Raw genomic sequence first — 21,207 nt, 5'->3', positions numbered from 1 at the left:
TCTGGTCGTTCAGTGTCGCGGTCATCACGGCACCCTCCTCACCAGGCACAACGCCCGATGGGTCAGGCCGGAAACACCCTTAGATGCACAGACCCCGGCATGCTCGATACCCAAAGGAAGTGGGTTGATGGCAACGTCTATCTGGGCGGCTGCTAGTGCTCTGACCACAAACGTTGGCCGGGTTGGGTGACACGCCGGGCCGGGTCCGCTACGTGGACCCGGGGACGGTCAAGGCTGTGTAGGTGGCAGAACCTGTTCGAGTACGCCGATTAGGCGATCCAGAAGGCCAGAAGCTGCAACGCCTCGTGCGTCGCGGGACCGGTTCAACGGTCCGGCTGCGCCAGGCGATGGTCGTGTTGGCCTCCGCTGGCGGAAACAGTGTGCCGGTCATCGCCCGGCTGGTCCAGGCCGACGAGGACTCCGTGCGTGGTGTCATTCACCGGTTCAATGAGATGGGGATGCCCAGCTTGGACCCTAATGGGCAGGTGGCCGTCCCCGCCAGATCAGTCCTGACGACGAGCAGTTCATCGTCTCGACGGCCAACACACGCCCGACCAAACTCCGGCGCCGCCATCCGGCAGTGGGCGACCCGGAACAAGCTCGAGCTCTGCTTCACCCCGACCTACGCATCCTGGGCCAACCCGATCGAGGCCCACTTCGGCCCGCTACGCACCTTCGTGATCGCCGGATCCGACCACCACAACCACGTCGCCCTTGGCCGCCACCTGCATCAATACCTACGCTGGCGCAACGCCAACGCCCGCCACCCCGACGTCCTGACCGCTCAACGCCGCAAACGCGCACGCGTCCGCAGCGAACGACAACACCGCTGGGCCTAACCCGCAGCCAGGGCCGCCTAACCAACCCGGCGAACGTTTGTGGTCAAGGCACTAGCTCACCCCCAAAGGATTATCTATGCCGTCCAAGCTCACCGTCCAGAACGCGGAGATCCGCACCGCATCCGTCGAAATCAAGACCCTGACCGTCTCCGGCAAGCAGGTCACCCTTGCTGTCTTCCGGCAACTCCGCGACGTGCCGCTAGTGAATGAAGACGGCACTCTTCGCGGCTCCCCATGGGGATCGGTTAACTACCACCCGGACAAGTGCGCCGACCTCAGCGAACATCTTCACGTGGTCTGGCAGCAGGGCAGCGACCTGCTGCGATCCGCCGTGGGCGCACCGGGAGACTCGTCCATCGAATCCCCTGTAGCAGGACACGTTCTTGCCGCCGCCATCCGGGACGGCCTCTACGGGAATTGGTCGGGTCGGTCCTTGGGCGCTCTACCCAACAGCGCTGTGCCGCCCCAGTTCAGCGGACTCACCAACATCTCGATCGGACCTCGGTTGAACCGGAACAACCACGACGAGTATCACGCCAGGTTCCGCTACAACGGCGTTGGTTTTCATGCATTCGTCCCGAGCGGCATCATGTCGATGATGGGGCAGTTTGAGCGGGCCGAGCAGTATGGCGACCGCCGCGACTGGCGCGAGGTCGCTGACGATCTCCCGGTCGACGAGTACCTGCGCACCTGGGACACCCTCTGCAAGCTTCCTCAACTCTTCATCGCCGTCTGATCCGGTCAGGACTGGACGCCGTTCTCCCGCACAGTTTTGCCGGGTGAGCATGACCGCACGGACTGCTTAGCCCTGCCGTCTCGCACGGCTGACCCGAACCCGAAGAGAGGCCCGACCGTGACCACCAGATATGTCCACCAACTGCCCGCTTGCGCCCACGTTGAGATCGGCGCCAACCTGCTAGCCACCCACGACTACCTCGTGCACCTCGTGACCGATCTGTCGAACACCTACGGCAAAACGTCCACGCAGGCGATGCTCGCCGATCGGGCGCTATCGGCTGTCGACAGCCTGCGGCAGGTGATGGAGAACGCGTCGTCCGCCGAGCTGCCGGGCGACAGGTGGGCGTCGTCGATCTACCGCGGGACTGACGAAGGCATGCGGCAGGACGAGATTCAGCAGGTGATGGAGGCGCATTGGGCTGACAACCCGACCTGCCCGTGCACCGCAAACGGCTGACTCGAAGGGGATCACCATTACCGTGCCGAATCGCCCCCTGCCCAACTCGACCCCTCCCCGCCTCGCCGTCGAGCACCAGGGAACCGCCGGCGACCGGCCGTCGCCTCGTGTACGCGTACCCCGCCGGCCGCTACGACGTGCTGTGCGCCGCCCTGGTCGACGACGACGGGCCCGCGTGGGTCTTTGACGTGTTGAACCACCCCACTGGGCGCGGGCACACCGCCGTTCAGTTGCGGTTGTCCACCAGCGCTGGCAGTGCGCTGTCGGACGCCCCAGGGTTCTTCGCCGACTTCGCATCGGAATGCCCGGACACGTTGGACAACGTGCGCCGAATCTTGGACCGCAACGGGTTCACGGCGGTTGATCCGGGGCCGTGGACGGAGGGCCAGCGGTGACCACGCCGATCATGCGCCTCCTGGACGAGCCAATGCAGCCGCCCCGCATCACCTTGTCGCATCCGCCCTCGACCCGCCCCTGACGAACGGAGACGCCCATGCCGCACCGCACCCGCTTGGCCGTTGCAGCCCTCGCCACAGTCCTGACCGTGACCGCCGCCGGCTGCGGCAACAGCAAGCCCACCCCCGCCGCCCAGGCCGCACCCACCAAATCCGCCCCCGCACCCCTGCCGACCCAGGACTGGAACCAGCTGGCCTGCCACACCCTGCCCACGGACATGCTGGAAACCCTCGACAACCTCGCCGACACGCGTAAAGCCGCCGAGTATGCGGTGAAGTCATCCGACCGGATCATGTCGCAGCACGGCCGGGACCTACGGGACGCGGTCACCGCACGGGAAACAGCGGACCTGGGTGGGCAGCGGAACTCGGCCGTGGACGCCAACTTGGAGATCAGCAAAGTGGCACTCAACGTGGCTGAGGCGTGCGAGACCCTGTACGGCGACGGGCCGTGGTGACCCGATGAACGACCGCGAACTGACGTTGCTGACCCGCGCCACCCGAATCCACGACGACGAAGGCTACCGCTGCGACCCGACTTACCTGCGCAGTTGCCCACGCTTCGCCGCAGCGATCCTGCAAGCCGGCAAGGAGGAAACCCGATGACTGATCTGCCCGCCCAAGCGCCGACGTGCAGGGCGTACCGTCCTGAGCGCGGCGACCTCCCGTGCGAGCCATCCGACCCGGTCGCCTTCGCTGTCACCTACCGCAGCAGCATGGGGGCGCGAGCGGGCGAGCTGGACAACTACACGCCCGGCTGCTATCCACATTGCTTGACCGAGCAGATCCAGGCGTCAACCGCTACCATGACCGTGGCGAGTGTTGAACCTTTGGCCAGCGTGATCAATGACGTGGGCCCATGGCCGACACTGTGACGATGCCCGCCGAGGCGGCCATGTTCCTGGTTGCCGGGCACCTCAACCTGTTGCACGCCGCCGACCAAGGCGAGGCCTGCTGCCCTGTCTGCTGCGGACCCTGCGTAGCCCTCAAACTCTGCTTGACACTGGGCAGCTCGACGACATTGCGCGCGGCTACGCGGCCGGCGGGTGGGACTGCTGGGATGCTGCCGCTGAGCGCGTAGACCGGGCGTGGTTGGTCCGCGCCTGGCGGCAGACCGAGTGCCACGAGGCGGCGGGCCAGTGAAGGAGTTCCTGGGCTGGCTGGGCTTGCTCGCCCTACTGCTTATCACCGCGCTGCTGGTGTTCGGTGTCGTCGGCTACGTGACCGGCGGAGAAGTAGCCGACGGCGGGATGCAGTGGTTGGCTAGTGGCTTCGTTGCCCTGCTGCTGGTGTGGGGGCTCGGCCACATCCTCGACGCGACGTCGCGGCCCCTGAACCGGCGGCGGCGTTGAAGGTGGCTGAGGCGTGCGCCACCTGTACGGCGACGGGCCATGGTGACCACAACACAACCTCGCACCCGCGAAGGGGCCAACATGTCGGACTTCAACGAACGGATCAACCGAGCCGCAGCAGCCCGCCATCACGCCACCGCAGGCGCGGCGCAGCTCCTCAACGCCTTCCGGAAAGCTCACGCCACCGCACCAGCCGAAGCCGCGCGCAGACTCGGCCGCCTCGCTACTGAAACACGCGACTTCCTTACCCAGCGCGGTGTGCCACCACGGAGAGCCATCGCTGGCAAAGACGCCATGATCAGAGGCGCAGTGCTGGAGACAATCGCCGAAGGGTGGAATCTCAGCCCGTACTTCCTCACAGTGGAGGGTCGGTTCGTTGACTTCACCAGCCCGCCGCCCCGCTTCGGCGACGACCGACTGCGCCACAAGGTGAGGCCGGGTGACCGCTATCTCGGCCACTACCACAAGGGCAAGCCACCGAGAGTTGTGGAGGCTCGGGTCGGGGTGGACAACGCCGTGTTTGTTGGTGGGCGAGTGCCGCCGTTGAGCGTCGTTTCGGGAGCCAGCTACGGTCGGTTCTACTACGGCGATTTTTACGATCCGTCGCTCCCCCGCCCCAATCAGGCGTTGCTGCTGACCGGCGACGTTTCCCAGCTCTACCTTGCGTCGCCGGAGTCTTACGGCAGCGACTATCACGTTTGGCGTGTAGATGAGAAAGTGTTGCGAAGCGCGGTGCTCTTGGTTGATCCGGGGGCCGGGAAGTGATGGCGGGCCTGGCTCGCATGCCTGGCAGAGCGTTCCCGCCGTGGTGCCCGACCTGCCGCAAACCGCCTGGTCGGGACTGCCCGTCGCCTCCGGCAACGAGGGGGAACCCTCGATTGGCATCGGCGGCAGGGCAAACCGGGCGCCGCCGCAGACCAAATCCAGGTGCGAGCAGACGGCTGTCGCACACCTGCTTGGCTCCGTCTTGCTGCCTCAGCGCCATCCTGGCGCGTGCCGGAACCACAAGCGAACCCTAGGAAACGTTGCGCACCCTCGTGCCGTCGAACACTCCAAACTCCGCCTCCAGTTGATCACGAAGCTCATCCGGCAGAGAGACATCGGTCTGCGTCGCGTAGAAGAACACGTGGCGGCGACCTCGGCCCGGATGGTGAAGCACGCCGATCACCAAGGTGACCGACGACGGGTCCGCCCCTGCCCTGATCGCATGCTGATTTCGCAGGATGCCGTACGCGGCTACCCGGGCCATGAACCAGTCGCCAGATGGATCACCGGACGCGTCGTATTCATAGAGGAAAGCGATGCGCGTTCTCGGGTTTCCCGGGTCCTGCGCCAGGAAACTTCGCCGTGAACGGGCGGATTTCATCTCCAGGAAGGTCTCCCGCATCTTCGCACCGAGCCGGACCCGGGCGATCGGGGAAACGCGGTCGAGTTCTTCGACGATCCACAGATACTGCTGAGCGTCCCAGCCCGTCGCTCCCTCGGGGTCGGCAACCTGTTCGATCAGCTCCTCGAACAGGGCCGCGTCCCATGCTTCGGCTCCACCGATGCGGTAAGGCGGGAGGGTCGGGAACGAGGTTAGGGAGCCGGGGGCACGTAGGTCCGCATCCGCGAGAACGCGGTAGCGGTCCTGCTCGCGCCCGAGGGCGACTTCAACACCGCTTTCAACGGCGCGCCGCACGTAGCTGATCACGCCCCAGGTTGACCTCAGCCAGCGGTGAAGGTTGCGCCAGTCGTTGACGGAGATGTACAGGGTATTCGGCGTGGGCGGAAGCGCGACCTGCGGATCCCTTGGGTGATCAACGATTATCACCGATGCCCAGTTCGATGCGTCCGGCAGAATCCGCTCGAACCCCCGGAGCGACCGCACCGACACTTCGCTAGCCGCGAGAGAGCGCCGCGTTCCGGCTGCCTGGCGAACCGCAGCGGCGGCGTTCTTGACGCACCACGCCCCTGCCTTCGCCGGGTCGTCCGACGTTGCCGCCCGCGGGTCGCGACTCTTGACCTGGAGGATCAGCCCCTCGGCTCCGGCCACGAGCAGACCATCGCTGATCTCGCGAACACCCTTACCTTTCCGGACCACGGTCGGCCGATAGACGAAGTCGGGGACACCGAGGTCGCCGGCCAAGCGCCGTGCATGGTCCTCAGCCTGCTGCCCAGGAACCGTATTGATCACCGGGCCATCGTCGCGCTTACGTAGCGCCACCGCGAACTCATTTCCGCCAACACCCCAGGGGCCTCTGGCCCCTGCCAGCAACTGGCTAGTCAGTCGGCCGACAGCACACGCTCAGTGACTCGGTCGCAACTGTGCCGTCACGGTCGCCGGCTTGCAGTGCACACCGGAGAGGCCTTGGGCTTCGGCAAACCCACTGTAGGGATCCTCGCTCACCGGCTTGACCAACTGGCCGCGGGCCGCTGGCATGACGACCGCCTTTGGCATCCCCGTGGAGCCGGAGGTGTACATGACGTAGCACGGGTGGAAGGGACGCAGCGGTCGGAGACGCTCGGCGTCGGACAGGTCGTCCGACGAGAACCCGCTGGTGTCTGGCACCTCGATCAGCTCGACGCCGGCGGCCGCGCGCCCGTAGGTGAGGGGAACAGTCGGGGCCCCCCGGCTTGGAGCAGGTGGCTAGCGATCGCTCGCCACCCAGCTCCGCTACTCGCCGGCCTTTACGCTGACTGAATGACCGGCTCCCCGAAGCACCCCATGGCCGACTTCATCGCCTCGTTCGGTGCGGCACGTCACCTGCTTCAGCAAGCCACGAGAACGGAAGTCTCATTGAGGGCATGGTTCTGTATGTCTCGCTGATCGACGGGTTCCTGCGTACGGCGATCATCCTCGACAAGCAACTTGCGGGGCAGAGCGACGACCTCGACAAGTACGTGCAGCAGGTGCCGGGGGGGAGCCCGTTTCACCGAGAAGGCGATTTACGACGAGGCTTTGCGGCGAGGGCTGATCGACGCCGAGTTGAAGGCGGAGGTTGTGGAGCTGTACGAGCACCGCAACGCGATCGTGCACCGATTCTTCCTCACCGGTCTGCGGTACACGGACCTGGAGCCCTATCTGGGCCGCTACGAGCTCGTGTATGCCCAGGTTTACAGGATGGTCCGAGAGCTGGAAGACCGGCAGATCCGCGAGGGTAAGGGCATGACGGTTCGAGGCGACGACGATGACTCCGAGGAGGTTGCCTCGTCGCTGGCCGACGTCGGGCGAAAGCTCGGGTTTCCGGTTGGCCCTGCGTAGGAGTCATGACATCGAGACCAGTCGGTTGGCGCCGTGTGTCTCGATCGCTCCCGCTGCCAACACGCCCGGGACTACAGGACGAGGGTCCTTAGGCATACCGTATGCAGCATGCTCGACGCCGAGCCCGACGAGATCCCCGGCGGCTGGGACGGCCTTCCGTCCACCGTCCGGATTGCGCTGTTGCAGGCGTGGGAACGAGATGTTCCCGGCCTGGCTAGTGCCGTGCACGGCCGGTGGTGGCAACTAGAGACCTGGCTACGGTCTCTCTGCTATGTCGAGCTACGCGCCGCCTATGGAGCGGAGTGGACGGACGTTATCGGTAGGGCCGCGAGCAGGGCGGACGCTGAGCTGCGGTACACGCACATGACAAGCACTGATACAAACCTGGTGCTCGCACACCTCGATGTGACGCCGTTGCTGCAGATGCTTGATGATCATTGGCAACTCTTCGGCCCTTCCCTCATCGACCGGGAAATCTGGAAGGGGCGCGTTCGCGAGCTCAAGCAGGTTCGACACCGGATGGCGCACTGCCGGCGGCCGCATGCCGACGACCTATCGCGGATCGAGCAGATGCTGCGTGACCTGGAGAGGGGTGCGTTCCAGGCCGTTGCCAGCTACAACAGGCTCCATGACCCGGCAGTAACCTGGATGGATCCAGTGGTCGATGGCTGGCTTCGCGGCAAGCACCCCAAGAGCTACATCATGGAGCACGCCGAGCGGAAGTACGACGTCCAGACGCGCATCTCATACAGTCGGCGGCCTTGGGCAGACGACTTGCCTGCTGGCGACTCGGTGACGGGCACTCCGGGTTACTTGTGGCACGTCGATTTTTACATGAACGGGAGGGGAGTTCTTCCTGACCAGGTCTGGAACGACTCATATGTCCGTGGCGAGAGGTTGAACGATCGCGTCGTATATGTCTCCCAGACTACTCCGGCGCACGTCAGCTTCTCATTTCCTGCGGTCGACGACCCGGCTGGGATCTGTGATGACATCAACCTGTGTATTCACGCCGTGCTTTCCGCAAGTCGACCGTTTCGTGACTCAGCCGAGTATGACCGGATGGTTGATCGGATGCGGCGGGACGTGGATCCGCGTGTTCAAGTAAGCACGGTGTGGTCTGTCCTGGATGACTCGACGGTGCCTGTCAGTATCTTCGGTGGCTAGCGGTAGGGGCAAGTGGTGACCCCACGCCGCGGTGAGCACAAGTACCTTCGACCGGTAGTCTCGTTGTCGGAGCACGACGCGCTGGCTCAGCTTCAGACCCTATTCGAGCGGAGAGGTCGGGCTGTATGGCCTAATCAGAAGCTGAGTCAGATTATCGGAAAGCGTCCCGGCGGCATCTCTGATCTCGAGTGGAGCTACGCGACTCGGGCTCAGCTCGACTTCATCGTGTGTGACCTCGCGACTCGCATGCCCGACTTTGCGGTGGAGCTTGACGATCCGACCCACCGCACGCCCGATGCACGTAGGCGTGACGACATGAAGGACGCCATCTGTGCAGCTGCTGGCCTTGAGCTGCTGCGCATAGAGTCCACAGCTCTACATCAGGGCGCCCATGGCCGCAAGATTATCGAGTACCTTATTGATGCCCGAGATTTCATGCACGAAGTCTCGGAGCAACAAGAAGCGGGGGCTCTGCCGCTCGACGAGCCGTTCGATTACCGAAATATCATCGGCAGACTGCCGAATGGTCGGAGCGGCTTTGTGAACGACCTCGGCGCGATGGCCCGAGTGGAGGCCGAAGAGATGTGGGAAGGAGGGTTGATCCATTCGCCGGTTATTAAAGGGATTTGCTTCCAGCGGCAGGATGGTTGGGTTGAGGGGTGGGCTTGGATACGGATTCAGGGCGACCTTTTCTGTTTCGAACAGGTGCAGCTCCGGCAATACCGATTCCGTTGTGGACTCGGGCCTCGTGAACTAGTCGAAGACCTGGCGGCTGCTGCCATCGGCAAGCATCTGCATAGATTGAAGGCGGATGCCCCTGTTCTTGTCAGGTGGCGCCAAATCTGCGAGGCGTTCGACGCGGCGAAGGCAGATCCTGGCCGACTATCTGAGGCCGAGGCTGCCTTATTCTCTCACATCTCGTTCAGCTGACCTTCGGCATCGGCCCGAAAATTGCGACCTTAAGACCCCTGCGGCCTCGTCGTACCTAAGGGACGTCTCGCAACTCAGTGATGCCGGTGTCTCTCCGCTGCGGTGCGGACCAGTGCACCGTCGAGCGCGCAAAGGGCTCGACCTGCTCTTCGGCCCGCCGCGCCGCCTTGTGACGGGCCGAGCCTGATGGGCAGGGTGCCGATGCAGCTACGACTCGTCTGTGGCCATCAGCCACCAGCCCGCGCCGGCGTGACGAAAACGCCTGCTGTATCCACTATGCCCCACGGGGGTATTCGTCGTAGGCCAAGACGAACGCACCCACGAACAGGCTGCCTCGCAGCAGTAACCCGAGCGCGGGGTGTATCCGCAGCTCGATAAGCAGCGGTCACCCTGCCGCCCCACCCACCAGGCCCCGGCGAAGAGCCCAACGACGACCATGAAGGCAATGACGATGAAGTTGGTCCCACTTTTCGATGCCTCGACGACATCCCCCGCGGCGGGACCCGAGAGAGTGATGAGAGGGCGCCTTGGGTGTTCTGGTGTAAACGGGGAGACGTGTGTGAACCGCGATTGGCGCACCAGGCGGGCGGCGCGCCCGAGTCGGAGAGCGCGAGGATTGAATCGGAGGGATCTTGACAGCGCGCCGGAGGGGCGCTACTCTTTTCGGCCATGAGTACACCTACGTGGTGTACTCACCACAGAAATGTGTTCGCCTCCCCCCTCGGACACCAGTTCGTGTGGAGATTCGCGAAAGATCAACCGATCGCCGCGAATCTCTCGACGAAGTCACGAAGCATCCATGCTCCTAGCGAATATCGGGGGGCGGTTCCGCCTGAGCTGATGCTTGTGCGGCCGTGCTGGTGGCGGCCATGATTCGCCGACGTCGCCCTCAGTGCGGGGATGTTGAGCAGCTCGTCGAACCGCTCGTCCCCACCCCGTTGCCGGTCGTGCCGCCGGAGCCGGCACCCTTACCGACGCTGCCGCCACCTGCCGTCCCACCGGCCGACGATATGCTGTTCGACGTGGCACGCCCCGACGCCGCAGGCCGGGTCACCACCCGCCCGCTGCTGCGCGCCCTGGGCTGGACTTCCGGCCTCGCCTTGCACATAGACGTCACGTACGCCACCGTGCTCATCACACCCGCACCTGATGGCGCGCACGTCGTGGGCACCCGCGCGGAACTGCCCCTGCCGGCCGCCGCTCGACGCCTGTGCGGCATCGGTCCCGGCGATACCGTGCTCCTGGCTGCCCTGCTACGCCGAAACCGTGTCGTCGTGCACCCCTCAAACACCATCGCCGTGGGTCTGGCCGAGCTGCACGATCGCATCCTCGGCGAGGCCTGATGACCGCGAATCCCGATCGTGTCGCCATCGCCCGAGCGTTTCTCGAGCACCTCGGCCTCGCTGCCGCCGGTCTCACTGGCACTGACCCGCCTGCCGTGCCGACGGTCGTTGAGTACGTTCCTGCTGTTGTCGCCGCGGCGAGCCCGGGTACCCGACGCACCTACGGCAGTTCCTGGCGGCTCATGGCCGCCGCCCTCGGCGATCGGCGCATCGACGCGGTGCGGGCCATTGACCTCGAAGCCCTCATGCGACGGGCCGCCGCCGGTGCCCGCCCTCGCCGCAACTCCCGAAACGGCCGGCATGCCGGCGAGCATCTCATCGCCGCCGCCCGCGCCTTCTACAACCGCGCCATCGCCGACGGCTACCTCACCGCCGTGGACAGCCCTGCCCACCGGGTCCGCAAACCCCGCCGGCTGCCCAACACCCGCCGCGCTCTCACCGCGGATGAACTGTCCGACATCAACGCCGCCGCCCGCAGCGGCGGCCACGACATCGTGCTCGACGCCCTACTGCTGCGCCTGCACACCGAAACGGCCTGCCGACGCGGCGGCGCCCTCGCGCTACGCCTGATCGACCTGGACACCGACCACGCGCTGATCCGCCTGTCCGAGAAGGGCGGCACGCAACGCTGGCAGCCCATCACACCGATGCTCGCCAGCCGATTGGACGACCATGCCCGAGCCCGCGGCGCCGTCGCACCGACCGATGCGCTGTTGCGCTACCGCAATGGCCAACCCGCCTCCTACCGGCGCTACGACTTGATGTGGAAACGCATCGGCCGACAGCTACCGTGGGTCGCGGCCCAGGGGATCAGCACGCACTGGCTGCGCCACACCACCCTGACGTGGGTCGAGCGGCATTTCGGCTACGGGGTGGCCCGCGCCTACGCCGGACACACCGACAGCCGTGGACCCGCCACCACCACCTACATCAAAGCCGACCTGCACGCCGTCGCTACCGCCTGGCAGCCCTCAGCGGTCAGCCGCACCCACTGGCCTAGGTGAGAGCGAGCAGTGGTTCCCCAACAAGAGCCGTACTCAGCGCTCGACTGCTCGGCGGCAGGGGCCAGGGCAGGGCGGGGTGTTCAGCGAAGGCGAGGAGAGCTGTGATCGTTTGGAGGAGGGCGAGGGCCAACGCGCACAGCGCGATCCGGGCTTCGAGTGTCATTCGATGCCAGGTGGTTCGACTAACGCTGCTGGTGCGACGCGGTAATCGGCTGCCGACGCTGGCTGCAGTGGCAGGCGGCCGAGGTGCCGAATGATCACCGTCCGAACCTGGTTGGGCGGGCATCCGTAACGGCCGCACGGACAGATGCCGATAAGGGAGTGCTCGCCACGGCCAACTGCACCTCTCTCCCGGCTGTACGGCATGTGCTGCCGCAGGCTGGCAGCCGACAAGCGCGGGAGGATGGTAACTGAGGATCAGGCCGTACCCTGGCGGTTTACCCGCCCCTCCCGGGCCGCCTTCGACCGGCTGTGGTCGCGCTCGGTGCCGGCTGATCCCGTCGCGGTGCGCTCGTGCCGCTGGTTCGGCGAGTGCTCCACCGTGGCCCCCTGCCGACCCCGTGCGCCGCTGCCCGGGTGCCGGCGGCCCCGCGCCGACTCGCCACCGCTGTCATGCTTGTTGCGCTGTTGGCTACCCATGCTGCGGCGGATACCCCATGCCTCGGCGCCCATGCTTCCGGCGGGACGGCTTCGGCGAAGGACGCCGAGCTGTTCGAGTTCGATGGTGTTTGCGGAAGACGTCGTTGATGCAGTGGATGGACCTGGTTTCCATTACCTCAGAGTGCACACGCCCTGTGATCGGCGTTGCGGTTCGTGGTCCGAGGCCCCCGCGGGTCCGTCGTCTGAGGCATCTTCCCCACGGGCAACGTCCTGCTCGGGGTATTCAGGTGGGGACCTCTTCTGCGTGCCGGAACCGTCGGAATCTGTGGGCTGGCACAGAATGCTGTTGAACACGGCGGGCAGCCGTAAGTGGCCGGTGGACGCTGCGCGTTCATCATCGGCTTGAGGTTGGAAGACCCGGGCGAGCTGAGCGACGAATGGTCGGTGATCACCAGGCCCGTAACCGGTCCGGCTGGCTGCAGCTGTTGTGCCACACCACGAGCGACCCTGATGGCACTCGTTGCTGACTTGTTTGTCGCTGCTTCGGGTAGCTACCCCCATGCGTGGTGCCCAGGAACCTTCGCCCGATCCGTCCTCCGGTGTCGACGCTGTAGCGGCCGAGGTGCGGCAGGCGGCAGAGCGGGCTCGCCAGCGTGGGCGTCAGGGTTGGCGGGTGCGGCTGCGTCTGACGAACGTCATCCTGGTGATCACGGTGCAGGCGGCGCTGGCGGCGTCGTTGTCTTGGTTCATCGGGCACGACGTGTTGGGCATCCCTGCGCCGGTTTTCGCTCCGTCCGCGGCGGTCGGGACGATCGTCGCCGCAATTGGCCAGCGGGTCCGTCGAACCGTCCAGACGCTGGTTGGCGTGGTGATCGGTATCCTCATCGGGGATGCTCTGCTCTATACCGTGGGCCCGGGACCGGTGCAGATCGGCTTGGCGGTTGGTGTCGCGATCGCGTTCGCGCTGATCCTTTCCGGTGGCAGCGGCGCGACCGTGGCCCACGCGGGTGCTTCGGCTGTCGTGATCGCGACCCTGTCGCCGGTGGATCCCAACCTTGAGTGGCCCAGGATCCTGGATGCCGTCATCGGTGGGGCGGTGGGGTTGGTGGTGGTGACGCTCCTGTTTCCGGTCAACCCGATGCGCGTTCTCAACCGGGCGGCCACGCCGATCGTCCAGTTGATCAGTGCAGAACTCCGCACCATCGCGACCGCTCTGAACGAGCGTGACGCTGAGCGGGCGACTGCGTCCCTGCAGCGCCTGCGGGACTCGGGACCCGATCTCGCACGATTGTCGCAGGCGCTCGATGGGGCGAAGGAGGTGGTGAGTCTGGCGCCGGTGAGATGGCTCCGGCGAGATGACGTGGAACAGTTCGCCCATTTCGCTGCGCATGCCCAACGGTTGATTGGTGACGCACAGGATCTGGCGCGTACCTCGGCGACTGTGTTGCAGTACGACGAGGCGGTTCCGTCTGAGCTGACCACGACGCTCAGGCAACTCGCCGACGCCAACGAGCACCTTCGGGCCGAACGCGGGTCGGGCCGTGATCCGCAGCGGGCGCGAGCGACAGCCTTGGCGGCCATGCACGGCGCTCGCAGGGCCGGCGACGTTGCCACCGGCCGGTTCAGCCAGACCCTGGTCACTCAGACGCGGGTCGCGGCGAGTGACCTGCTTCGCGCCAGCGGTCTCGATCCGGAGACGGCCAACCGGCTGACTCGGGAACGTTACGGCGAAAGCCCGTGAGATGGCAGAGGAGATGACCCCCTCCTCTGGCGGCACAGGTTGCTTTGCCCTGCCGCTCGACAGGGAGAGCCCCGCGGACTGCCGTTGCGCAGCAGCCTGGCCGTCTGCCGGTGCCTGACCCGGAGGTCGCTCGTCGCGGATACGACGTCCGATGCGCTGCCACGCGGCGTGGCGGACGGGGCGCTAGTCGATGGGGAGTCGGCGGGCAATGGCGACCTGACCTCCTCACCTTCTCTCGTCGTCCTCTTGACCGGGGTGGCGCCACTGCGGCGGGGCTTCCTCTCCCCGCTGGGAGTCCAGTGGGTTTTCGTCGGTCTCGGTGGTCGGCTCGAAGCTCGGTCGTCGGGTCTGCTCCGGGTCGGGTACCTCGATGGGGCGGGCACCGGACTGCGGGATCGGCTGGTCACCGGCCGCGCCCTCACCGCCGTGGGCTCGTTCGACAGCGAGCGGCTCCGGCGCGTGTCCCTCGCGATGCAGCTCCTCGCTGACGCTCTGTGCAGGTTTGGCGGCGCGTTGCGGCAGGTCACGGCCGAGGTCGGCGACCCGGGTGCCGTACTTGGCGTCGAAGGCGGGGCGTTCGGAGCGGATCCGGGGTATGCGGTCGAAGTTGCGCAGCGGTGGTGGGCAGGTTGTCGCCCATTCCAGGGAGTTTCCGTACCCCCAGGGGTCGTCGACGGTGACGGCGGCACCGAAGCGCCAGGACTTCCAGATGTTGTAGATGAAGAACAGCGTGGATGCACCGAGCACGAACGACCCGATGGTGGAGATGGTGTGCAGGGTGGTGAACCCATCTTGCGGTAGGTAGTCGGCATAGCGGCGGGGCATACCGCGGTTGCCCAGCCAGTGGTGGACCAGGAAGGTGGTGTGGAAACCGACGAACATGGTCCAGAAGTGGACCTTGCCGAGTCGTTCGTCGAGCAGCCGGCCGGTCATCTTCGGGAACCAGAAGTACACGCCGGAGAACGCGGCGAAGACGATGGTGCCGAAGAGGACGTAGTGGAAGTGCCCGACGACGAAGTAACTGTCGTGGACGTGGAAGTCGACCGGCGGACTTGCCAGCAGCACGCCGGTGAGGCCGCCGAAGAGGAAGGTGACGAGGAACCCGATGGCGAACAGCATCGGGGTCTCGAAGGTCAGTTGCCCCTTCCACATGGTGCCGATCCAGTTGAAGAACTTAACCCCGGTAGGCACGGCGATGATGAAGGTGGTCGCTGAGAAGAAGGGTAGGAGGACCTGACCGGTGGCGAACATGTGGTGCGCCCACACGTTCAGGGAGTAGAAAAAGATCACCCACAGTGCCAGGACCATGCCCTTGTACCCGAACAATGGCTTTCGCGAGAAGACCGGCAGCACCTCGCTGATGATGCCGAAGAACGGCAGCGCCACGATGTAGACCTCGGGATGGCCGAAGTACCAGAACAGGTGCTGGTAGAGCAGCGGGCCGCCGTTGGCGGCGTCGTAGATGTGGCTGTCGAGCACACGGTCGGACAGCAGGGCGAGGAGCGTCGCCGACAGCAGCGGGAACACCACGATCGCCATCAACGCGGTGATGAACATGGCCCAGGTGAACAGCGGCATTCGCCACATCGTCATCCCCGGGGCGCGCAGCGTCAGGGTGGTGGTGATCAGGTTGACCGACCCGAGGATGGTGCCGACACCCGAGAGCACCAGCCCGATGACCCAGAGGTTGCCGCCCACCCCGGGTGTGTGTTCCACCTGACTCAGGGGTGGATAGGCCGTCCATCCGAAGTCCGCGGCGCCTGCCGGGCTGATGAAGGAGCCGAGCACCATCAGGCCGCCGAACAGGTACAGCCAGTAGGCCAACGCGTTCAGCCGGGGGAAGGCGACGTCAGGTGCGCCAATCTGCAGGGGCACGAGGTAGTTCCCGAACGCGAAGGCGAGCGGTGTGGCGAACAGGAACATCATGATCGTGCCGTGCGAGGTGAACAGCTGGTTGTACTGCTCCTGGGAGAGGAACTGCATCCCCGGGCGGGCCAACTCGCCGCGCATGAGCAGCGCCTCGATGCCCGCGGCGATGAAGAAGAAGAACGACGAGATCAGGTAGAGCAAGCCGATCTGCTTGGCGTCGGTCGTGGCGAGCAGCCTGAGCAGGGTGTTGCCGGGCACTGCGCGCCGCAGCGGCCCGGGATAGCCGCCGAACTCCGCCGGGGCCAGGATGGGCGCTTGACGGTGTTGACCAGGCTTGGTGCTCGCCGGCTTTGGCATGACTTACTCCGAGACCTGGATCCGTAAGAAGCTCAACGATCGTAAACGCGGCGAAGCGCTACGAAAGCTGCTTATCCGGTAATTCGCCGGCTCGGACGTCCACGCCTGGCGGAGGAGCGTGCTGTCATCGGATCCAGACGCCGGTCGGCGCCTTATCCGGAGTCGCCACTCAGTTGGCGACGACGGCGTCGGGCCGCGACGCGACGACCGAGGGCCCGCTGGGGAGTTCCGAGGGGCGGATGGCCGTCCTGTGGTTGCGGCCATCGCGGGCCTGCGGCGGCGGAGGCCGAGAGCGCGATGCCGTTGATGCCTGCCCGTCGAGCGCCTGGGTCAGGTCCGTGATCGCCGCGGGCAGGTGGGCTGGGAACCCGTGGCCTGCGTGAGAAGTGAGCGGGCGAATCGCCGAGCTTCGTAGCGCTGAGTGGCTGGCTAAGGCGGAACCTCGCACTGAGCGACCGATCAGTCAGCGTTCACGGGGCTGAGTGACTGGTTAGTGGTGCTATTTGGCGGGAAGCCAGCAGGCGAGCCACGCACCAATGACCGAATCGGAGGACTCATGGCCGTTGACCAAGCAGTTGCACTCACCCGTGATCGACCCCTGCGCATCGCGATGGTCGTTCCACCCTGGCTGCCTGTGCCGCCGCCGGGCTATGGCGGGGTGGAGCAAGTCGTCGCCGGACTGGTGGACGCACTCGTGCAGCACGGCCACGCGGTGACCCTGTTCGGCACCGGCGACCAGCACGGCACCGCGGCCCCTAGCTTCGTCTCCACCGCGCCCGAGCTGCAGTTCGCGCGGCTCGGCGAGTCTCTGCCGGAGCTGGCTCACCTGGCCCGGGTGAACCACCTGATCAGGGCGGCGGACTTCGATCTGATCCACGATCACACAGTGGTCGGTCCGTTGGTCGCCGGGCGCCGCGCCGTGCCGACGGTGGCCACCGTGCACGGCAATCCGGTGGGCGAGCACGGCGACGTGCTCAGCGACACCGACCGACGAGTCGGCTTGGTCGCCATCTCTCATGGGCAGCGTCGGCTGAATCCGGGGCTGCCGTGGGCCGGCACTGTGCATAATGCCTTGGACCCCCGGCTTATCCCGTACAAGGCCGAACCCGGCGCCGGACCGGTGCTGTGGCTGGCCCGGTTCAGCCCTGACAAGGGCCCGGACGTGGCGATTCGCGCGTGCCGGGCGGCCGGGTTGCCGCTGCTGCTCGCGGGCAAGCGCAACGAGCCGGCCGAACGCCAGTACTACGACGAGGTGATCGAGCCGATGCTCGACGACGACGTCAGCGTGGTTTTCAACGCCGACCGGGATGCCACCCTGCGGATGCTGCTGGAGGCCCGGTGCCTGATCATGCCCATTCGGTGGGACGAGCCGTTCGGCATGGTCATGGTGGAGGCGATGGCAACCGGAACACCCGTGGTCGCGCTCGCCCGAGGCGCGGTACCGGAGTTGGTCCGTTCCGGGGTGACCGGGCTGGTCTGCGAACACTCCGATGAGCTACCGGACGCCCTGCGCGCCGTGGAGCGGCTCGATCCGGCGGACTGCGTGGCGCACGTGGCGGAAAACTTCTCGACCACCCGGATGGCGTACAGCTACGAGGCGGTCTATCGACGGTTCCTCGCCGACGCTTATGCCGGATCAGATGTAAGCGAGCCGGTCGGCTGACCCCGCCTGGAGCCTTCGACGGGGCGGATGCCAGAGCATCGGAGCACCCGGTGTGGGGCGCTGCTCGATCACGTCGAACGTCACTCGACGCATCCCACTGGCGCGCCGTGCGGGTGGCAATGGGCGCGGCGCTGGCGGTGGCGGTGGCGGTGGCGACCGGAGGATGCGGCTTGGTAACCGCTCGGGGTGACGCGGCGGCTGACGTCGCTCTGCGGATGCTGAGCGCGATCGCCGAGAAGGACGGGGTTGGGGCGTGCTCTCTTCTGGCACCCGATACCGCAGCCGGGCTTGAGCACTCCGTCGACAGGCCGTGTGCCGAGGCCATCCTGGACGAGGACCTGCCCGGGGCCGGGCAGGTCTTGGCCAGCGAGGTGTACGGCCAGCAGGCGCAGGTGCGACTCGACGGCGACACCGTCTTCCTTGCCGTCTTCCCCGGTGGCTGGCGCGTTGTCGCCGCCGGGTGCACCGCTCGAGGCGACAAGCCATATGACTGCGTGCTGCAGGGTGGTTGACTCATGCGCGCCCAGTTCGTGATGTTGCTGCTCGTGGTGGCGGTGGGCCTGGTCTACTTCTGCGCGCTGGGGGTGCTGCACCGGTGAGGAGATTCCTGTACGAGAACTCCCTCGGTCTGGTGTTCGGTCTCCTGTTCCTCATCGCGCTGGTTGGCCAGGCGTTCGCCGGACATGCCGACTTCAACCAGCAGCAACTCAGCGAAGGCCTGCGACCGATCTCGCTCGGCCGCTACCTCACGTCGGCGAGCTTCGCCGTCGACGTCACCGAGAACTGGCAATCGGAGTACCTGCAGTTCTTCCTCTACATCCTCCTGACCGTCTGGCTGCTGCAGAAGGGATCACCGGAATCCGAAGAGCTCGACAAGGCAGGCCGCGAATCGGACGAGGAGCAGATGGTCGGCGCTCACGCCCCCGCGCCGACGTGGGCCCGGGTCGGTGGCCTGCGACGGGCACTGTTCTCCCGCTCGCTGGGTCTGGTTCTCGGCGCGATCTTCATGCTGTCGTGGTTGGCCCAGTCCGTCACCGGGGTCGCCGCCTACAACGAGCATCAGCTCGGCAATCTCCAAGATCCGGTGTCCTGGGGCCAGTACCTCCTCCGGCCCGACTTCTGGAACCGCACGCTGGAGAACTGGCAGTCGGAGCTACTGGCCGTCTCCTCGATGGTCGTGCTGTCGATCTACCTGCGACAACGGGGGTCCTCGCAGTCCAAGCCGGTTGGCGCGGCGCACACCTCCAACGGAGTAGACGGCTGAGCGTCGCTGCCCTCGTACTCGCGTCGTGAGGCTGAGCAGCTTCTGGCGGGTGATGGTCAGTCTGCCCGGGGTGCCTGCACGGTTCAGGCGTGTTGACACCCTGAACCGGTAATCCCGTCGGGTATGTCCCATATGATCCGCTCGACCTGGAACGCTGAGTAGGTGGAGCAGCAATCGGGACGACCGGCGTGGGGACGGCTGCTGTCGGTCCGGCGTGCCCTGTGGTCGTTAGCCGTCGGTGTCGTCGCAGGGTCCGCCACCGCGCTGGTCGGGGCACCGGAGTTGGCGCCGCTGGTGATGTGGACGATCGCGGCAGGCACGATCCTTGTCTGGGTGTGGCGGGTGTGCTGGTCGGCGGACCCACGGCGTACCGAGCAGCTTGCCGAGGCGGAGCAGCAGTCCCGGTCCACCGACGCGGCGATCCTGATCGCGTCCGCCATCAGCCTCGCCGCCGTGGCCGAGGCGCTCATCCGCGCTTCGGACCAGCAGGACGTGGTGGCTGTCACGCTGGTGATTCTCAGCGTCGTCGCGGTGGTCCTGGCGTGGGCGCTGGTGAATACGGTCTTCGCGCTGAAGTACGCCCGGCTGTACTACCGTCACGATGGCGGCATCGACTTCAAGCAGGAGGATCCGCCGGCGTACGCCGACTTCGCGTACGTCGCCTTCACAGTCGGCATGTCCTACGCCCCGGGCGAGAACGAACCGACAAGCAACCGGGTGCGCCGGATCGCGCTCGGGCACGCGCTGCTCTCCTACACCTTCGGAACCGGCATCCTGGCCGTCGCGGTCAACCTGGTCACCAATCTGGGCCAGTCGTGACCTGCGGGCAGTGGGTGTGACCTGGTCAGTTGCTCTGCCGCCACCACCACGGCAGGCGCCGGTCAGCTCGGCGGCTGTTGCCCCTGCGGTCCGCCCAGCCACCTCGTGACCTGCCTCAGTGGCTGGCTACTGTTGATGATCTTCTTCATCCGTTGCCACGAGGCGTGGGCCGGAGACCCTCCCAGCACTCCGCCGAGACCCCCCACGCCGCCGCCAGCCACCGTCCCGCTGCTCTGCGCACGTTGTTGGGTGCTCTGTCCGAGCTGCTGGGTGGCCTGCCCGAGTTGTTGGCCGACCTGCTGGGTCGCCTGCTGCAGCGTCTGCGACAGCGGTCCATCGGGTCCCAGCGCCTCCTGCACCGTCTGCCCGACCTCGTTGACGGCGTTGTCCACCGTCTTCACCAGCGACTCGATGATCTGGGGGTTGCGCTCGATCGTACGCAGGGCGCTGTCGAGAATGCCCCGGAGCTCATCGAGGCGAACCTCGAGCATCGCCTCGGCCTCTACGCCCTTGATGTCGACCTTCACCGTGCCGAGATGCGCCTGAACGCCCACGTCGAGCTGGAGCAGGCTGCCCAGCCGTGCTCGCAGGGAAACAGAGGTGTCCAGATCGTCTACCTCGACGTAGATCTGCTCAACCTTGACCTGCGGGATCTGGAGGACGACGTCCGGGTCTGACATCGTCTTGCTGCTGCGCCCGCCAGCCGGCTGAGGAAGGCCGTGCGCACCACTCTCCGGGGCGAGGGGGCGTTCGCCGGGCTCGGCATCCGTCGGCCCGGCGCCGACACCGCGGTTCTCGCTCGGAACGGCGGATTCCGCGCCGTCCCCGGCGTTGCGCTGCCCATCAACCCGCTCACGCGGTTGCGTCGGCGGCTCCTGTGCGCCCGTGTCCCGGCTCTTCGGTTCGGTCATCACGTACTCCTCGGGCCTCGCCTACCGTCCGAACGGGATTAGGTGCCGATCCGGCGGGGCTGGAGCTGTCCCGACCCCGGCCCGGTCGACCGCCAGAACTCCTGCGGCAACTGGTCGACGAAGTCCCCGTACTCCTTCGCGCTGGCAGCCTCACGGAGGGTGTCCAACACGGCTCGCGCTCCATCGGTGGCCACCTGGTGATCCACCCCTGCCTGGGACTGCACCCGTTCCAGGAATTTGCTGAAGCCGAACCGATCCGGATCTTCGGTGGGCCTGGACACCAGGCCGCGTAGCTCCTGGGGGAGTTGGGAGGCAAGGTCCCTCGCCTGGCCACCGGTGACCCGTCTTGCCACGCTCTCCAGCGTGGCGCGGGTGATCGGTTCGGCCTTTTCGTGCGGAACCGTGGGTCGTGCTGCCACAGACTGAATGAACTCGCTGTAGTTCACCTCGGATC

At 66.2% G+C, this 21,207-nt stretch carries 23 protein-coding genes and 1 pseudogene; 18 read left to right on the top strand and 6 right to left on the bottom strand.

The features are described from left to right. Positions 1-242 precede the first annotated feature (242 nt). From AB0B55_RS25260 to AB0B55_RS25225, 8 genes and pseudogenes are all read left to right on the top strand, one after another. Positions 243-839, top strand: a pseudogene (locus tag AB0B55_RS25260) (helix-turn-helix domain-containing protein). A 76-nt stretch (positions 840-915) separates the two neighbouring features. Next, the gene (locus AB0B55_RS25255; RefSeq protein WP_357174251.1) at positions 916-1,575 is read left to right on the top strand and encodes a hypothetical protein; all 660 of its coding nucleotides are present in this window, start codon (positions 916-918) and stop codon (positions 1,573-1,575) included. Positions 1,576-1,692: 117 nt separating this feature from the next. Beyond that, the gene (locus AB0B55_RS25250) at positions 1,693-2,034 is read left to right on the top strand and encodes a hypothetical protein (protein WP_357174248.1); all 342 of its coding nucleotides are present in this window, start codon (positions 1,693-1,695) and stop codon (positions 2,032-2,034) included. Between the two features lie 493 nt (positions 2,035-2,527). Then, a complete protein-coding gene (locus AB0B55_RS25245; protein WP_357174245.1) occupies positions 2,528-2,947 on the top strand; it encodes a hypothetical protein in 420 nt (139 codons plus the stop codon). 4 nt (positions 2,948-2,951) lie between these two features. Beyond that, positions 2,952-3,095, top strand: a complete 144-nt coding sequence (locus AB0B55_RS25240) for a hypothetical protein (protein ID WP_357174242.1) — start codon at positions 2,952-2,954, stop codon at positions 3,093-3,095. After that, positions 3,092-3,364, top strand: coding sequence for a hypothetical protein (locus AB0B55_RS25235; RefSeq protein ID WP_357174239.1), 273 nt, complete (start codon positions 3,092-3,094; stop codon positions 3,362-3,364). The genes AB0B55_RS25240 and AB0B55_RS25235 overlap by 4 nt, the downstream gene beginning before the upstream one ends. A 264-nt stretch (positions 3,365-3,628) precedes the next feature. Beyond that, positions 3,629-3,841: a hypothetical protein gene (locus AB0B55_RS25230; RefSeq protein WP_357174236.1), complete on the top strand. Its 213-nt coding sequence runs from the start codon at positions 3,629-3,631 to the stop codon at positions 3,839-3,841. Between the two features lie 81 nt (positions 3,842-3,922). Next, positions 3,923-4,606, top strand: a complete 684-nt coding sequence (locus tag AB0B55_RS25225) for a hypothetical protein (RefSeq protein WP_357174234.1) — start codon at positions 3,923-3,925, stop codon at positions 4,604-4,606. 250 nt (positions 4,607-4,856) lie between these two features. Here AB0B55_RS25225 and AB0B55_RS25220 read toward each other — a convergent pair whose 3' ends face one another. Further along, complete coding sequence (locus AB0B55_RS25220) at positions 4,857-6,047, bottom strand: hypothetical protein (protein WP_357174231.1); 1,191 nt, start codon at positions 6,045-6,047, stop codon at positions 4,857-4,859. A gap of 81 nt (positions 6,048-6,128) precedes the next feature. Beyond that, positions 6,129-6,392, bottom strand: a complete 264-nt coding sequence (locus tag AB0B55_RS25215; protein WP_357174228.1) for an AMP-binding protein — start codon at positions 6,390-6,392, stop codon at positions 6,129-6,131. A gap of 432 nt (positions 6,393-6,824) precedes the next feature. On the opposite strand from AB0B55_RS25215, the gene AB0B55_RS25210 reads away from it, so the two are divergent. The 5 genes from AB0B55_RS25210 to AB0B55_RS25190 all read left to right on the top strand — a co-directional run bounded on the left by AB0B55_RS25210 (position 6,825) and on the right by AB0B55_RS25190 (position 11,529). Next, entirely contained in the window at positions 6,825-7,085 is a 261-nt protein-coding gene (locus AB0B55_RS25210; RefSeq protein WP_357174225.1) for a hypothetical protein, read from the top strand. A gap of 108 nt (positions 7,086-7,193) precedes the next feature. Continuing rightward, positions 7,194-8,252 (top strand): Swt1 family HEPN domain-containing protein, encoded by a 1,059-nt coding sequence (locus AB0B55_RS25205; RefSeq protein WP_357174222.1) that lies wholly within the window; start codon positions 7,194-7,196, stop codon positions 8,250-8,252. A 12-nt stretch (positions 8,253-8,264) separates the two neighbouring features. After that, entirely contained in the window at positions 8,265-9,182 is a 918-nt protein-coding gene (locus AB0B55_RS25200; protein WP_357174219.1) for a DUF2726 domain-containing protein, read from the top strand. A gap of 1,022 nt (positions 9,183-10,204) precedes the next feature. Beyond that, on the top strand, positions 10,205-10,525 hold the full coding sequence (locus tag AB0B55_RS25195) for a hypothetical protein (RefSeq protein WP_357128325.1): 321 nt from the start codon (positions 10,205-10,207) through the stop codon (positions 10,523-10,525). A 182-nt stretch (positions 10,526-10,707) separates the two neighbouring features. Then, positions 10,708-11,529, top strand: a complete 822-nt coding sequence (locus AB0B55_RS25190) for a site-specific integrase (RefSeq protein WP_357174216.1) — start codon at positions 10,708-10,710, stop codon at positions 11,527-11,529. A gap of 417 nt (positions 11,530-11,946) precedes the next feature. Here AB0B55_RS25190 and AB0B55_RS25185 read toward each other — a convergent pair whose 3' ends face one another. Beyond that, positions 11,947-12,168 (bottom strand): hypothetical protein, encoded by a 222-nt coding sequence (locus AB0B55_RS25185; RefSeq protein WP_357128331.1) that lies wholly within the window; start codon positions 12,166-12,168, stop codon positions 11,947-11,949. A 634-nt stretch (positions 12,169-12,802) separates the two neighbouring features. Between AB0B55_RS25185 and AB0B55_RS25180 the strand changes: the two genes are divergently transcribed. Then, positions 12,803-13,870, top strand: coding sequence for an FUSC family protein (locus AB0B55_RS25180; RefSeq protein ID WP_357128334.1), 1,068 nt, complete (start codon positions 12,803-12,805; stop codon positions 13,868-13,870). 225 nt (positions 13,871-14,095) lie between these two features. Here AB0B55_RS25180 and ctaD read toward each other — a convergent pair whose 3' ends face one another. Beyond that, on the bottom strand, positions 14,096-16,096 hold the full coding sequence (ctaD, locus tag AB0B55_RS25175; RefSeq protein ID WP_357128337.1) for a cytochrome c oxidase subunit I: 2,001 nt from the start codon (positions 16,094-16,096) through the stop codon (positions 14,096-14,098). Between the two features lie 556 nt (positions 16,097-16,652). Between ctaD and AB0B55_RS25170 the strand changes: the two genes are divergently transcribed. The 4 genes from AB0B55_RS25170 (at position 16,653) to AB0B55_RS25155 (ending at position 19,842) form a co-directional block, all read left to right on the top strand. Continuing rightward, on the top strand, positions 16,653-17,759 hold the full coding sequence (locus AB0B55_RS25170; protein WP_357128340.1) for a glycosyltransferase family 4 protein: 1,107 nt from the start codon (positions 16,653-16,655) through the stop codon (positions 17,757-17,759). Between the two features lie 215 nt (positions 17,760-17,974). Continuing rightward, the gene (locus tag AB0B55_RS25165; RefSeq protein WP_357128343.1) at positions 17,975-18,271 is read left to right on the top strand and encodes a hypothetical protein; all 297 of its coding nucleotides are present in this window, start codon (positions 17,975-17,977) and stop codon (positions 18,269-18,271) included. A gap of 83 nt (positions 18,272-18,354) precedes the next feature. Further along, positions 18,355-19,023, top strand: coding sequence for a DUF6766 family protein (locus AB0B55_RS25160; RefSeq protein WP_357128346.1), 669 nt, complete (start codon positions 18,355-18,357; stop codon positions 19,021-19,023). A 162-nt stretch (positions 19,024-19,185) separates the two neighbouring features. Further along, the gene (locus tag AB0B55_RS25155; RefSeq protein ID WP_279516686.1) at positions 19,186-19,842 is read left to right on the top strand and encodes a DUF1345 domain-containing protein; all 657 of its coding nucleotides are present in this window, start codon (positions 19,186-19,188) and stop codon (positions 19,840-19,842) included. A gap of 62 nt (positions 19,843-19,904) precedes the next feature. Here the strand turns inward: AB0B55_RS25155 and AB0B55_RS25150 are convergent, their stop codons facing one another. Both AB0B55_RS25150 and AB0B55_RS25145 read right to left on the bottom strand, forming a co-directional pair. Beyond that, positions 19,905-20,753: a hypothetical protein gene (locus tag AB0B55_RS25150; protein WP_357128352.1), complete on the bottom strand. Its 849-nt coding sequence runs from the start codon at positions 20,751-20,753 to the stop codon at positions 19,905-19,907. 38 nt (positions 20,754-20,791) lie between these two features. After that, on the bottom strand, positions 20,792-21,172 hold the full coding sequence (locus tag AB0B55_RS25145) for a DUF2267 domain-containing protein (protein ID WP_357128355.1): 381 nt from the start codon (positions 21,170-21,172) through the stop codon (positions 20,792-20,794). Positions 21,173-21,207: the final 35 nt, after the last annotated feature.

The sequence above is a fragment of the Micromonospora sp. NPDC049107 genome (assembly GCF_040648595.1).
GTDB lineage: Bacteria > Actinomycetota > Actinomycetes > Mycobacteriales > Micromonosporaceae > Micromonospora.
The sequence above is the reverse complement of the archived record's forward strand: the minus strand, read 5'-3'. Positions and strand labels throughout refer to the sequence as shown.